The 14,394-nt window shown below is 37.3% G+C and carries 15 protein-coding genes and 1 pseudogene; 12 read left to right on the top strand and 4 right to left on the bottom strand.

The genetic code is table 11. The features are described 5' to 3' along the window. Nucleotides 1-9: 9 nt before the first annotated feature. The 10 genes from ADI86_RS08510 to ADI86_RS08465 all read left to right on the top strand — a co-directional run bounded on the left by ADI86_RS08510 (nt 10) and on the right by ADI86_RS08465 (nt 10,501). Nucleotides 10-243, top strand: coding sequence for a hypothetical protein (locus tag ADI86_RS08510; RefSeq protein ID WP_000840776.1), 234 nt, complete (start codon nt 10-12; stop codon nt 241-243). Between the two features lie 2 nt (nt 244-245). After that, a complete protein-coding gene (locus ADI86_RS08505; RefSeq protein ID WP_049532583.1) occupies nt 246-833 on the top strand; it encodes a CPBP family intramembrane glutamic endopeptidase in 588 nt (195 codons plus the stop codon). A gap of 333 nt (nt 834-1,166) precedes the next feature. Next, nucleotides 1,167-1,466, top strand: coding sequence for a hypothetical protein (locus ADI86_RS08500; RefSeq protein ID WP_049532582.1), 300 nt, complete (start codon nt 1,167-1,169; stop codon nt 1,464-1,466). Continuing rightward, the gene (locus ADI86_RS08495; RefSeq protein WP_000093677.1) at nt 1,456-1,944 is read left to right on the top strand and encodes a hypothetical protein; all 489 of its coding nucleotides are present in this window, start codon (nt 1,456-1,458) and stop codon (nt 1,942-1,944) included. Before ADI86_RS08500 ends, ADI86_RS08495 begins: the two co-directional genes overlap by 11 nt. Then, a complete protein-coding gene (locus ADI86_RS08490; protein WP_049532706.1) occupies nt 1,944-3,821 on the top strand; it encodes a VirD4-like conjugal transfer protein, CD1115 family in 1,878 nt (625 codons plus the stop codon). Before ADI86_RS08495 ends, ADI86_RS08490 begins: the two co-directional genes overlap by 1 nt. Nucleotides 3,822-3,841: 20 nt before the next feature. After that, nucleotides 3,842-4,084, top strand: a complete 243-nt coding sequence (locus ADI86_RS08485) for a hypothetical protein (RefSeq protein ID WP_000627865.1) — start codon at nt 3,842-3,844, stop codon at nt 4,082-4,084. Between the two features lie 16 nt (nt 4,085-4,100). Further along, nucleotides 4,101-4,955, top strand: coding sequence for a hypothetical protein (locus ADI86_RS08480; protein WP_049532581.1), 855 nt, complete (start codon nt 4,101-4,103; stop codon nt 4,953-4,955). A gap of 53 nt (nt 4,956-5,008) precedes the next feature. Next, complete coding sequence (locus tag ADI86_RS08475; protein WP_002933260.1) at nt 5,009-5,368, top strand: PrgI family protein; 360 nt, start codon at nt 5,009-5,011, stop codon at nt 5,366-5,368. Further along, complete coding sequence (locus ADI86_RS08470) at nt 5,319-7,676, top strand: VirB4-like conjugal transfer ATPase, CD1110 family (protein ID WP_193390666.1); 2,358 nt, start codon at nt 5,319-5,321, stop codon at nt 7,674-7,676. The genes ADI86_RS08475 and ADI86_RS08470 overlap by 50 nt, the downstream gene beginning before the upstream one ends. Before the next feature lie 11 nt (nt 7,677-7,687). Continuing rightward, nucleotides 7,688-10,501, top strand: coding sequence for a phage tail tip lysozyme (locus ADI86_RS08465; RefSeq protein WP_049532579.1), 2,814 nt, complete (start codon nt 7,688-7,690; stop codon nt 10,499-10,501). A gap of 405 nt (nt 10,502-10,906) precedes the next feature. Here the strand turns inward: ADI86_RS08465 and ADI86_RS08460 are convergent, their stop codons facing one another. After that, on the bottom strand, nt 10,907-12,124 hold the full coding sequence (locus ADI86_RS08460) for a tyrosine-type recombinase/integrase (RefSeq protein WP_001291561.1): 1,218 nt from the start codon (nt 12,122-12,124) through the stop codon (nt 10,907-10,909). A gap of 81 nt (nt 12,125-12,205) precedes the next feature. Further along, nucleotides 12,206-12,409 carry an excisionase gene (locus tag ADI86_RS08455; protein WP_000814511.1) on the bottom strand — a complete coding sequence of 68 codons (204 nt, stop codon included), beginning with the start codon at nt 12,407-12,409 and terminating at the stop codon, nt 12,206-12,208. Here ADI86_RS08455 and ADI86_RS12365 point away from each other — a divergent pair. Continuing rightward, entirely contained in the window at nt 12,393-12,644 is a 252-nt protein-coding gene (locus ADI86_RS12365) for a hypothetical protein (RefSeq protein WP_001845478.1), read from the top strand. The two genes, ADI86_RS08455 and ADI86_RS12365, sit on opposite strands and share 17 nt — an antisense overlap. A 225-nt stretch (nt 12,645-12,869) precedes the next feature. On the opposite strand, the gene ADI86_RS08450 is transcribed toward ADI86_RS12365, so the two are convergent. Beyond that, entirely contained in the window at nt 12,870-13,100 is a 231-nt protein-coding gene (locus tag ADI86_RS08450; protein WP_000857133.1) for a helix-turn-helix domain-containing protein, read from the bottom strand. Continuing rightward, the gene (locus tag ADI86_RS08445; RefSeq protein WP_000804885.1) at nt 13,097-13,519 is read right to left on the bottom strand and encodes a sigma-70 family RNA polymerase sigma factor; all 423 of its coding nucleotides are present in this window, start codon (nt 13,517-13,519) and stop codon (nt 13,097-13,099) included. Before ADI86_RS08445 ends, ADI86_RS08450 begins: the two co-directional genes overlap by 4 nt. Before the next feature lie 512 nt (nt 13,520-14,031). On the opposite strand from ADI86_RS08445, the pseudogene ADI86_RS08440 reads away from it, so the two are divergent. Further along, nucleotides 14,032-14,376: pseudogene (locus ADI86_RS08440) on the top strand (helix-turn-helix domain-containing protein); the annotation flags it as partial. Nucleotides 14,377-14,394 lie beyond the last annotated feature (18 nt).

Raw genomic sequence — 14,394 nt, 5'->3', positions numbered from 1 at the left:
AGAAGCAATATGGCTGAACGATTTTGGGAGAACTTGTCCATTATATTGGCTGAAAGAAATATCAGCTGGATTGAGTTAACCAGAAAAATGTTTGCGGGAGAGTTTCACTATCCAAGTGAATTGAATCGTTTGTATCAAAAGATTCGCCACTATAAGATGGAACAACGAATGCCTCAAAGTCCATGGGTAGAAAGGATTGTGCAGGTATTAGATTTAGATTATGAAGATTTATTTCGGAGGTAACTATGAAAAGAATAATTCCAGTTTATATATTCCAACAAGTAAATGTCCTATTGGTATCTCTATACTTACTGAAATTTCTTTGTATCGGTGAGTTAACTATACTACAGATTCTCTATGGTGCATCACTCATTTCTTTTTTATGGATATATGGCCAACGAAAACAAGTGGTCAAGGTCAATATGAAATCTAGGATAAAATGGCTTGGTATTGGATTCGTTAGCCTACTAATTATAAGCCTATGTTTTAGTCTGATTCATGCTCAAGGAAGCACGAATCAAGCAAACTTAATTGGCCTTCAACATCAAGTTCCTTGGTTTTCATTTTTATTGTTTTTAATCAATGCGAGTATGGTTGAAGAATTTCTGTATCGAGAAATTATATGGGATTTGGTGAGAAAATTAGATATTCGAGTTGCGTTGACAAGTGTTTTATTTGCCTTAGTACATCATCCAGGAACCATTCTAGCTTGGTGTTTATATGTTTCACTTGGGATGTTTTTAGGGATGGTACGCTATAAATCGGACTTATGGGGCAGTATGGGTCTACATTTGGTGTGGAACCTACTAGTTTATAGTTTGCTGCTTTTTTAGACCAAATTAGTTTGTTTTAGGGAAATGAAATGCTAACGTTATGTAACAATGTTAGTCTTTTATTTCAAAATCTTTGTTTAGTATGAATTTAGCTCTACAGAAAAATAAAAAATGTGATAAAAATTTCAACTACTCTTATCTATAATAAAGCTACCTGTTCTTTGAAAATTGAATCCACTCCGTCTTGATTAGCGTGCCTGTGTAAGTAGGGACTGAGAGTATTTCCCTGTGAAGGGCAACTGGCACAAGACGTGTGTGAGAATTTTCTAACAGACACGGAGTTTATCGTTACCAGACTTAAACGATGCGACAAACTAGATAAAGGAGTTAATCATGAAGGTAGTAAACTTGTATGATTTGAAACAAATGGGAAATAAAGGTGGTTGTACCATCCAATTGATTCATCACTTTCCTTTTGGTATGGGCTTAGGACATCTCAAAAAAGACTACATTGAATTTAAACGTGTTGGTATCGTTAATGGGAAAGCAGTAGAAGTTACTCTTCGAGAACCTTATTCGAGAGATCTACTGCAGGTTGTTAAGTCGATTAAGCAACGTCAGAAATTGATAGCTTATCGTTATAAAGAAGGAAAGCTGCTATTTGTGAAGAAGGAGGCATCAGATGTCCTCTGAACAACAGGAACGAATGGCAGTTCAATATGCAGAGCGTAGTCTTTTATTTACTGTCAAAAGTCTCTTAAAGATTCTAGAATGGTCTAGGCGTCAGGCTTTAGCACAGGATTCCGCCTATAAGATAGGGGTGCAGAAATTAGAAGAATTGCTACAATCTCCTTATTCGATTGATACGATTAATCTGAAAAAAGATTTTTTAGACAAACCAATTGATATAGAGAAATTTAAAGCTTTTTTAGAAAAAGAAGAGATTCCTTTAGCCATCGCTTGGCAAGGGGATTCTCTACATTTCTACACGAAAGACCGTTCGATTCTGGACAATCATTTAGACCATCTGTTAGAAAAAATGGTTAATGATCCGGAGAAATTAGCTGATTTTACCATGGATAAGTCATTAGACGATGCAATTGATGAGGCTAAATCCCAAATTACCTTTAGACAAGAAGGGGCCGTCAAACAGAAAGAGATGGTGAGATGATGTACAGTGGAAAGAAATTCCTATTATTCTCACTGTTAGGCATCTTACTAGGCTATCTTTTTCATCGTTTGACGCTTTTGTATGATTCCTATACTGGAAATAGCTTAGATAAATGGACTCATCTTCTGATGGAGGGGCAAGATGAAGTTCTTCAGTCGCCATGGAATGTTTCTTTTACTGGAAAATCAAGTGCTTTTTTTCTACTAGGCTTTGTGATGATGTTGCTGGTTTATCTCTATCTAGAGACTGGTAAAAAACAATACCGAGAAGGGGTAGAATACGGGAGCGCCCGTTTTGGAACTCTAAAAGAAAAGAAGCTCTTTTACGGTAAGGAATTTTCTCATGATACGATTTTAGCACAAGATGTTCGTTTGACATTATTAGATAAAAAACCACCCCAATATGATAGAAATAAGAATATTGCGGTGATCGGAGGTTCAGGAAGTGGGAAGACCTTTCGCTTTGTAAAACCCAATCTGATTCAGATGAATAGTTCAAATATTGTCGTGGATCCTAAAGATCACTTAGCTGAGAAAACAGGAAGACTCTTTTTGGAACATGGCTATCAAGTAAAGGTGCTAGATTTAGTCAATATGAAGAACTCAGATGGCTTCAATCCTTTTCGCTATATAGAGACAGAAAATGATTTGAATCGCATGCTGACGGTTTATTTTAATAATACCAAAGGCTCTGGATCCCGTAGTGATCCATTTTGGGATGAAGCTTCTATGACTTTGGTCCGAGCTTTAGCCTCCTACTTGGTCGATTTCTATAATCCACCCAAAACAAGAGAACAACTCATAGAAGAAAGTCGTTTAAGTCAAAAGAAATACCAAAACTTGTTGAAACGTCAAAAAAAAGAAGTGGAAGAGCGAAAAAAACGAGGGCGTTATCCAAGTTTTGCTGAAATCTCAAAACTCATTAAACACTTATCTAAGGGTGAAAACCAAGAAAAAAGTGTCTTAGAAATTCTATTTGAAAATTATGCTAAAAAGTATGGAACTGAAAATTTTACCATGCGAAATTGGGCAGATTTTCAAAATTATAAGGATAAGACTCTGGATTCTGTTATAGCTGTAACCACTGCTAAATTTGCCCTCTTCAATATTCAAAGTGTCATGGATTTGACCAAAAGAGATACACTTGATATGAAGACATGGGGCCAGGAAAAATCAATGGTTTACTTAGTTATCCCAGATAACGATAGTACCTTTCGCTTTCTTTCAGCCCTCTTTTTTTCAACCGTATTTCAAACTCTAACAAGACAAGCAGATATTGATTTTAAGGGGCAATTACCTCTTCATGTGAGAGTCTACTTAGATGAGTTCGCAAATATAGGAGAAATCCCAGATTTTGCTGAACAAACCTCAACAGTTCGTTCTCGTAATATGAGTCTCGTTCCTATTCTACAAAATATTGCCCAACTTCAAGGACTCTATAAAGAAAAAGAAGCTTGGAAAACCATTTTGGGGAACTGTGATAGCTTAGTCTATTTAGGTGGTAATGATGAAGATACCTTTAAATTTATGAGTGGCTTACTCGGTAAACAAACCATTGATGTTCGAAATACGAGTCGTTCCTTTGGCCAGACAGGTTCAGGATCCCTTTCTCATCAAAAGATTGCTCGTGATTTAATGACAACTGACGAAGTCGGAAATATGAAACGGCATGAATGCTTGGTTCGAATTGCTAATATGCCAGTCTTTAAAAGCAAAAAATACAATTCCATCAAGCATCCAAACTGGAAGTACCTAGCCAATCAAGAAACCGATGAACGGTGGTGGAACTATCAAATCAATCCTTTGAATCAAAGTCAAGAAAATCATCTTGAAGGCCTTAGAATTCGTGATTTAACCTTTGAATCTAGTTTAAAATAAAAATAGAAAAGAGGAAATAGATGATTACGCATTTTAAAGGTTTTGTTTATGGAGTAGACGCAAGTGCTATGTTTGCACAAGCTATGTCTTTGTTACAGAAGGGATTGATTGCAGTTGGTGCCTTTCTCGTTGTTGTGGGGATTGTCAATCTTGCAACCAATATTAAAGATGGTGGACCAGGTGTTCGGAATGCCATTCTTGAAATTGTCGGTGGTGTTATGGTCGGGGCTGCTGGAGCCTTTGTAACCCAGATTTCAATTTAGGAGGATAAACAATGACATGAATCTTAGTTTAGTCTCACCCTTTGTTTACCTTGCATCTGAAAAAATATCAGCTGAAAATTTATTTGAAGGGTTTAATGTAGATTTACAATCTACGGTAGATCTGATTAAATCCCTATCTAGCTATAATCCAACAGTATGGACTTATATGTCTAGTATTACTAAAAGTGTCATGCAGCCTATTGGAGTTGCGATTTTATCAGTTGTTCTCATCTTAGAATTTTCGAAGATGGCAAAGAAAATTGCTAACTCAGGTGGAGCGATGACCTTTGAAGCATTAGCCCCGATGTTGATTAGTTATATCATGGTCGCAGTTGTAATTACCAACACGACCGTCATTGTAGAAGCCATCATCGGGATTGCGAGTCATGCCATTGAACAAGTGGCCTCGATTGTGGCACACGGTGGGGCAAAGTATGATACCATCTCTGGATTAAAAGGGTCAGGATTTATTGGCCGGATGATTGTGGGCTTTTTCGCCCTCCTCATTTGGCTTGTTCGGATAGTAAGTGCAGCCATGGACAATCTTTTGGTATCTATTCGATTTATTCAACTCTATCTTATGATTCCATTTGCCCCTCTTACGATTCCAACATTTTTAAGTGATGAGTGGAAGTCTATTGGTATTGGCTATTTAAAAAATATTATGGTCTATGCGGTACAAGGGGTTCTCATTTTTCTGATTGTTTCTCTTGTTCCTTTGTTTGAATCTGCTGGGAAAATAGCTGTTTCAAATGGTGCAGGAGTCCTGCAATCACTTGCGATTATGTTTGGTAGTTTGGTACAAGCTATCTTACTGATTATTGCCCTCGTTGGTTCTCAACGTACGGCTCGCTCAATCTTAGGTATGTAATTAGATAAAGGCTAGGAAGTGAATGCTTCTTAGCCTTTTTAGAAAGGAAAGTCATGAATACACGTGTCTTTAAAGACATTTCAAAATACCAACACAGGGCTTGGTTAGGTTTCACCACAAGACAAATCATCTTTGTTTTACCAGCCTTTATTGTCACAATTATTGTTTTGGGCTTGAATCTCTTTTTCTGGCAATTTGGAGATTGGTTTGTTTACGGTTTTGTGTTTGCTTTTACCATCCCCCTCATGCTTTTTGGAGTCTATAAACCCAATGATTTATATTTTGAACATTATTTGAAATACCGTCTTCATTTTGAATTAACGGTTCCCCTACGCACAATTACAGGAAAGAAAGGACCTGAACATGAAAAGAAAATCAAATACATTAAAGAAGCAAAAAACTTCAATGACTAATAAAAAGGAAGTAGTTAAAGGGAAAAAAGAGGAAGTGTTACCCTCTACGGCTAATACTCTTTCCTATCAAGCCCTATATCAAAATGGTCTGATGCAGGTAAAAGAAGATTATTTCTCACAAAGCTATTTACTTGGTGATGTCAATTACCAGACCGTTGGTTTAGAAGATAAGGGCGCAATCATTGAGAAGTATTCTGATTTGATTAACTCTTTAGATGACCAAACCAACTTCCAATTGACTATCTTTAATAAAAGATTGAATTTAGAAAAATTCAGACAAAGTGTTTTGTATGAGGAAAAAGAAGATGGATATGATACCTATCGTAAAGAATTGAATCGGATGATGAATCAGAATTTAGACAGTGGTGAAAATAATTTTTCAGCTGTGAAACTGATTAGCTTTGGTAGAAAGGATTCTAATCCCAAACAAGCTTATCGCTCCTTGTCTCAAATTGGAGAATATTTCAAGAGTGGTTTCTCAGAAATTGATGCTCGATTTGAATCCTTGGCTGGAGAAAACCGTGTGAACTTGTTGGCGGATATGCTTAGAGGAGAACACCATCTTCCTTTTTCTTACCGTGATTTAACGAGATCTGGTCAGACAACTCGTCACTTCATAGCCCCTAATCTCTTGGATTTTAAAAACAAGAATTACCTACAAATCAATGACCGCTTATTACAGATTGTCTATGTGAGAGACTACGGCATGGAATTAGGGGATCAGTTTATCCGAGACCTCATGCAAGGAGATTTGGAATTGATTGTAAGCCTTCATGCTCAAAGTTCGACTAAGGCAGATGCCATGAAGAAACTACGAACAAAGAAGACCTTGATGGAATCCCAAAAGATTGGGGAACAACAAAAACTAGCTCGTACAGGTATCTATTTGGAAAAAGTAGGCCATGTTTTAGAAAGCAATATCGATGAAGCTGAAGAACTCTTAAAAACCATGACCGAGACAGGAGATAAACTATTTCAAACAGTCTTTTTGATTGGTGTTTTTGGTCAGGATGAAGAAGAACTCAAACAAGCTCTAGATACGATTCAACAAGTGGCCGGCTCAAATGACCTAATGATTGATAAACTTCCATATATGCAAGAAGCAGCCTTTAATAGTTTGCTGCCATTTGGTTGTGATTTTTTAGAGGGAGTATCACGGAGTTTATTAACATCTAATGTAGCAGTGAACTCTCCATGGACTTCAGTAGACTTACAAGACCGTAGTGGGAAATATTACGGTATCAATCAAATATCAAGTAATATTATTACCATTGATCGCAGTCTATTAAATACACCGTCTGGTCTGATTTTAGGAATATCTGGAGCTGGGAAAGGGATGGCAACCAAGCATGAAATTATCACGACCAAAATCAAGGAGTCTGGTGAAAATACTGAAATTATCATCGTGGATCCAGAAGCAGAATATAGTGTCATTGGCCGGGCTTTTGGAGGAGAAATGATTGATATTGCGCCAGATTCCCAAACCTATCTCAATGTCCTTGACTTGTCTGAGGAAAATATGGATGAAGATCCTGTAAAGGTAAAATCAGAATTTCTTTTATCCTTTATTGGCAAGTTATTGGATAGAAAAATGGATGGAAGAGAAAAATCGATTATCGACCGAGTTACCAGACTCACCTATCAGTCATTTAAAGAGCCTTCTTTGGAAGAATGGGTTTTTGTCTTGAGTCAACAGCCAGAAGAAGAAGCGCAGAATTTGGCACTTGATATGGAACTGTATGTCGAAGGTTCTCTTGATATTTTTTCTCATAAGACCAATATTCAGACAGGATCTAATTTCTTGATTTATAACGTTAAGAAGTTAGGAGATGAGCTGAAACAAATCGCTCTTATGGTTGTTTTTGATCAGATATGGAATCGTGTCGTTCGGAATCAAAAATTAGGGAAGAAGACCTGGATTTATTTTGATGAAATGCAGCTTCTCTTACTAGATAAATATGCCAGTGATTTCTTCTTTAAATTGTGGAGTCGTGTCAGAAAATATGGAGCCAGTCCGACTGGAATAACTCAAAACGTCGAAACCTTATTGTTAGATCCAAATGGTAGACGAATTATTGCAAATAGTGAATTTATGATTCTTCTCAAGCAAGCAAAAAATGACCGAGAAGAATTGGTTCAACTCTTAGGATTGTCAAAAGAACTTGAAAAATACCTAGTCAATCCAGAAAAAGGGGCAGGACTAATAAAAGCTGGTTCCGTTGTCGTTCCCTTTAAAAATAAGATTCCTCAAGGTACTCAATTGTTTGATATCATGAGTACGGATCCTGATAAAATGGCTTCTAATTAAGGGGAAGGTAAATGAAGGATAAAAGAGAAATCATACGTGCACGAAAGGCATTTAGAAGAAGTCTAAAAGATGAGAAGAAATTCTTGAAACAAGGAAAGAAGGAGGTGAAGAAACAGAAAAAAGATTCCGCTGTACTGGATGAAAAAGCATGGAAAAAAGAGATAAAAGAAAAGCTAGAGGAGATGAGAGAAGCTTCAAAGGCTAGAGTAAAACAAGCAAATGAAGACTACAATCATATTCTTCAAAATAGTCCTCCTTCTTTTTTGAATCGCAAAGAATTAAGAAACAGACGATTGCCTCATGCTAGGAAACGATTGAAAATAGCCAAGAAGCAATTTAGAGAAGCCAATGTAGAAGCAAAAGAAGAAAGAAAAGAGAGTCGTAAAGAAAGAAAAACCAATCAAAAATTTCTTTATGGTCAGGAATCGAAACAAAAATCTAATTTTTTCTTTCAAGGGAAGAGTTTAGAAGAATTAAAAGCTAAGAAAGAAGTCAAGGCCGCAAAAGAGAATCTAAAATCTACTAAACAAGCCTATAAGTCCAAAAAAGTCAGTAGGAAAGCCAAAACTTTTCTTTATGTCCTTGGACGTGAAGGTGGAGAGTTAGCTTCAGAAAATGAAGATTTAGAAGGCTATCGCACACTTCAAGAGACCATTAGAAAAGGGAAACGCTACAGTCGGCTTTCTTATAATCTTGGAAAAGCTAGTGTCAAAACAGGACAAGCAACAGGTCGTTTTACCAAGAAAAGACTGACCAACACAAAAGAGCGATACCATCATTTTAAGGATGGGAAAGGATGGAAACTAGCGAAAGATAATCCAAGTTCCTTTAAAAATCGGTATCGAAAATTAAAGAAACAAGGCCTTACAAGTGTCCGAAATATCTATCAAAAACTAAAAGCAGCCTTTTCCTTCTTTACATTTGCGGCTGGGAATCCTGTAACCTGGATAGTTGGAGGATTAGTCTTTCTTCTATTATTTATGATGAGCTTCTTTTTAGGATTTTCATCTGCTAGTTTGATTCAACAAGATGAATTTGAATTAACAAAAGCTTATACCCACCTGACTTGGGAAGATGCAGAACATACTCGCACAAATGACAAAGGAATTACTTACTACACAAAAGTTGATGATGAGATGGGGTATATGAACTTTAAATTCCATGACTATGAGTTAGACAAACCAGTTCACTTATTTAGTTCAGAAACTTACAAGGATTATCTGTCTACTTTGTGGCATGATTTAAACGATGGGGATGATTTGAAATCCATGCAAGACCTCTATGAAACTCCTAAGTATAAACTATCGAAAGACGATCAAGAGGAAATGAAGGAACTAAAAGAAGAAGGTGTCTATGCTTCCATGCAGGAATTGGACAATCCATTTGAGGGGAAAAGCAACGAAGATAGTTTAACCATGACGTATCGTTACGGATATTATGATCTAGACGGAAAACCTACCCTTCAGGAGTACATTCTACTAGAAGCGAAGGCTCACCAAACGATTGTCGCACCAATGGATGGAGTTGTATCTCTAGATGGCGACAATGTTATTCTCACTAACGGAAAAGGAGAGAATGAGAGTCGATTAACCTTGTATTCTATTCATAATGGCCGTGCGATTGAGGGGACAAGAGTCCTAACGGGTGATATTATTGGTGAAACACCAGACGATACAGGTTTGAAAGTTTCCTATCAAAAGTTTAAGAACAAGAAAGAAAAATTGGTGTACGTCAATCCGCAATTTTATTTTCCAAAAGTCATTCAACTTCAGACAACTATCTTACCTGCCATTGGTCAGTTTGGTGGTGATGAGTTTGAACGAGCAAAACATATTTATGAGTTTTTGAAATCTCAAGGGGCAAGTCCCCAAGCCATTGCGGCTATTTTAGGAAATTGGTCGGTAGAGTCTTCTATCAATCCTAAACGAGCTGAGGGAGATTATTTATCTCCTCCAGTTGGAGCTACCGATTCCTCATGGGATGATGAAAACTGGTTAGCGATAGGAGGGCCAGCCATTTATAGTGGTGCTTATCCTAATATTCTTCATAGAGGTCTAGGTTTAGGGCAATGGACAGATACCGCAGATGGGTCAACACGTCATACAGCCTTGTTGAATTATGCACGCACCCAAAATAAGAAATGGTATGATTTAGACCTCCAACTTGATTTTATGCTTCATGGGGATAGTCCTTACTATCAAAGTTGGTTAAAGGATTTCTTTAAAAATACGGGCAGTTCAGCCAATCTCGCCCAACTCTTCCTCACCTATTGGGAGGGAAATTCTGGTGACAAACTACTGGAAAGACAAACTAGAGCAACGGAATGGTATTATCAAATTGAAAAAGGCTTTAGTCAAACAAATGGAGGACAGGCAAAGAGTGACCCACAATCCCTTGAAGGGGTTCGTGGGGACTTGTATGATCATTCTGTTCCTGGTGGTGGAGATGGTATGGCCTATGCCTATGGACAATGTACATGGGGTGTTGCGGCTCGTATGAACCAGTTAGGATTAAAGCTAAAAGGTAGAAACGGAGAGAAGATTTCAATCATTAATACCATGGGAAATGGTCAGGACTGGGTTGCGACAGCTTCAAGTCTTGGTGGAGAAACGGGCTCTACACCAAGAGCAGGTGCCATTGTTTCTTTTGTGGGAGGTACACATGGCACACCAGCCATCTACGGTCATGTGTCTTTTGTCGAGAAAGTATATGATGACGGTTCTTTCCTTGTGTCTGAGACAAACTATGGTGGCAACCCTAACTATACCTTTAGAAAAATCTCTCAAGCAGATAGTGCCATCAGTTTTGCTTATACTACGAAATAGGAGAGTTTACACTTGAAATTTTAACCATTTTCAGGTAGAATAAATAGTGTAGATGAGTAGTCGGCTCATGGTCAATCTGATAGTAATCTTGGACATAAGGGCCAAGCGGTGGCGGACACCAGAACGAAATCCGATAGCAATCTTGGACGTAAGGGCCAAGCGGTGGCAGACACCAGAATAAACCGACTGACTAGGTGGCTTACAGGTTCAGTAAGTCATCTTTTTTATTTGAAACAAAGTATAAATTTCTAATTATCTTTTTATATTTTCTTAAATGCTCGTAAAGCCTTATTCTATGTGCTTTCGAGTATTTTTACTGTAGGAAGATACTTCACGTTTCTTTGCATATTTCCTCATGTCTTAGCTGTCAGAAGTGGTAAATAAGTAGTAAATTCATTTGTACTACTAAGCAACAAGACGCTCCTGTTGCTTCTCTTTATTCAAGCGTTTCATTTCTGCCATTGCAGAATCGAATGTTGCATGTGCGTAATAGTTCAGCGTCATGGCTATATTAGCATGTCCCATAATGTACTGTAATGCCTTTGGATTCATTCCTGCATTTGCATAGTTGGTACAGAATGTATGTCGCAAACTATGTGGAGTGATGTGTGGCAATTTATCCTCGTTATACTTATTGTATTTCTTAACAAGACCTTTCATCATGCCGTTGTAATCACTTGCCACTTTTGGATAGTTCTTTCTATTAAGAAAGAGGAAATCACTATATCCATCAATCTCAACACGCTTATCATTCTTTCGATTCGCTAACACTCGCTTAAATGCTTGATAGGCTTCTTCAACCATAGGAACTTGACGTTCGCCACTTTTGGTCTTTGGTGTTTCAATGTAGTACCCAATTTCAGTATCTCTCAATAGCTGATGGTCTATATTGACAAGACGATTCTCAAAATCTAAATCTGGAAGTGTCAAACCACCAAACTCTGAAATACGAAGACCTGTTTTTAAGAGTATCAGAATTTCATCATAATTTTTGCTGTAGGTTTTATCAGCTTTTGCAAAGGCTAACAGTTTTTCTTCCTGTTCTTCTGTTAGTACGGTCTTAGGGACAGTATCATCATCAAGAACTGCTTTCAGTTGAAAGTCAAATGGATTCTTCCGAACACAATCATCTTGTATAGCAATATAGAATGAAGCCTTTAAAGAACGTTTGTAGTTATTGATGGTTTGATAAGCATAACCATTTTCACTCATTCTAATAGCCCATTCTTTAGCGTCTGATGGCTTAATACTGTCAATACTTCTTACACCTAACTTGTCTTTCTTCAAAATATCCATAAGATATTTGCGTCCAGTTTCAGTGTTTTTTCTAACCTTTGGTCTTTGAGCGTTCTGTTTTGCGTAAAGCTGGCAGAGTGTCATTTTCTTTCCTACAACATCAATACCATCATGAATGTCTTTCTGTAACTCTGCGATTTTCTCTCTAAGTGAGATACAATCACGCTTTCCTGCTGGTACTCGGTCTGTAGCCACAAGTTTCCACGAGTAAACAAATTGCGGTTCTCCAAATGAATCTATATATTTGTATAAGTATCTTCCGTCTTTTCGTTGGCTCTCTCCAGTCTTTAAGATTCGACCTTTATTGTCACGTCTTTTTTCTGACATGGCATTTGCTCCTTTCCTTTATGGAAAGAGCCTTGATACGACTTAATACTATTTTATCATATACAAGACCCTTTGGCGACGCTAGATTGCGTCCAATGTATCTATAATTTTTTCAAATTGTTTTCGTTTAATCTGAATACGATTGCCATTCATAATCAGCCAATTTGCATTTTTATTTTCCTCTGCCAAGCGTCGTAGCTTGTTTTCGCCAATACGAAAATATTTTGACGCTTCTTCAATGGTTAGGGTATAACGTTCCCAAATAGGAATGTCAGTCTGCTTCATAAAATCCTCCTTTCCAAATCACTTATTTGGATTTCATAAAAGTTGTTTTACCAGCAATCGAACAGCTTTAGCAAAGCTCACGGGAGTTCCACCCCTGCATGGTTCTCATGTAGCCATACTCATTGCCTGCGACGGTTTTATCACGCTCGGACTATTGACTGTATGGGAGTATCATTATCACGATAAGAATGTCGTTGCAGGCAATCCTGCTAAAGATTGCTTCTCGGATCACTAACATGAATCGCTCGCTATCTTTATAAGATAGGTCATGGCGGTTAGTTCCGTTGGCTCTTTTCTTATCGAAACGTATTCGATTACTTTTATTCAGTTTTCAAAGAACAATGGCTCGTTAGCCTATCAAAACACATTGAAAGCTCAATATGCTTTGGTGGAATAACAAACCTCCCTGTTCGGGAAGCGTGGAATGGTTTAGCACGCTTCCACGAAAGGAGAGAGGATATTACTTAATTTCAAATGACAAAATCTTTGTAATCAGTCTGGTTTCCATTCTTCCACGTAAGACTTCATCAACGACCATACTTTGATTGCCATATTCATCTTTCATAAGTCGTAGGGAACGCTTCGTTATGTACCCTCTGTAATGATGTAGAATCTGGTTAATCGCTTCGGTATCGCCATCTGTTGCCTTTACAATGAGAGGAAAGGGAATCATAGGATATTGTGTTTTCATTCTTCAAATTCCTCCATAAACTTTTTAATTAAGGCTAGTCCACTGGTTCTATGCCGATAGACAGTAGAACGGTTCAATTTCAACAGGTCTGCAATTTCTGAATCGCTCATGTCCATAAAGTAAAACAGCAGTAGAATTTCACGTTTCTTGTCTGGCAACTCACGTAATGCTTCACTCAACAAATCATTTTCAACGCCTACTGATAACCCATTGAGTGTAAAAATCTGAAAGTCAGTTGAATAGTTATCTGTTGTCGCAAACTGGCTAACAAGATAATCGCCAACATCCGAAAAGGACACCTCACGCTTTGCAATCCTTGAAAGATAAAGCATATAATTCTTTCGCTCGTCTTCCATAGCACGTTTACAGATATAGTCAAACTGATTTTCTATTGTGGTCTGAAAAGAAGATGGTTTCATGTTTCTCACCCCCTTTCTGTCTAGGAAAGGAAGTGAGCCTTGCTCGTTTATCTCCTTTCACTCTTAGTCCCAATGTGAAAGGGGGATTTGTTGCATTACTGATAAATAAACTTTGTAAAAAAGTTCTGAATAGCCAAAAAAGCATATAAACAGATTTATTTCTCTGTTTACATGCTTCTGTTATTCTATCTATATGATTTATAAAACCACATTGGTGGACGTACTTATCTATTGCAGATAGACGACTTTTTTTGACAAGAACCCAATGTAAGGAAATTTATTGTATATGATGTACTTCATGGCGACGTTGACCTCCAACAAACCGCCATTTGGAAGTAATATACAATATTTTAACAGCGTAAATAGCACTACCATATAACGGTTTTTTTTATTGGCGTTTAGTAGTGCTTTTTATTAAATATAAACCTATAAACCATATAACACGTTTTTCTATACCTGTTTTTAATTCAGTAGGAACAATAAAATGTATAGAGGTGGTCTACTATGCGTAAAAAGAAGATAAATATGATTTTAGAGCCTTTGGTTTAGCCATTAAAGAAGCTCGATTGAAACGAGGTTTAACTCGTGAACAAGTGGGAGCATTGATTGAAATTGACCCACGGTACTTAACTAATATTGAAAATAAAGGGCAACACCCCAGCATACAAGTTCTTTATGACCTTGTATCGTTACTTCATGTTTCCGTTGATGAATTTTTCTTACCTGCTAATAACTTGGTAAAAAGCACCCGACGATTACAGATAGAGAAATACATGGATAGCTTTACAGACAAAGAACTATCCTTAATGGAATCTTTAGCCAGCGGTATCAACGAAGCAAGAAACATCGAAGACTAATTAAAAGAATCCATACAT

It is taken from the genome of Streptococcus pseudopneumoniae, from assembly GCF_001074975.1.
GTDB classification, from domain to species: Bacteria; Bacillota; Bacilli; order Lactobacillales; family Streptococcaceae; genus Streptococcus; species Streptococcus pseudopneumoniae_D.
The sequence above is the reverse complement of the archived record's forward strand: the minus strand, read 5'-3'. Positions and strand labels throughout refer to the sequence as shown.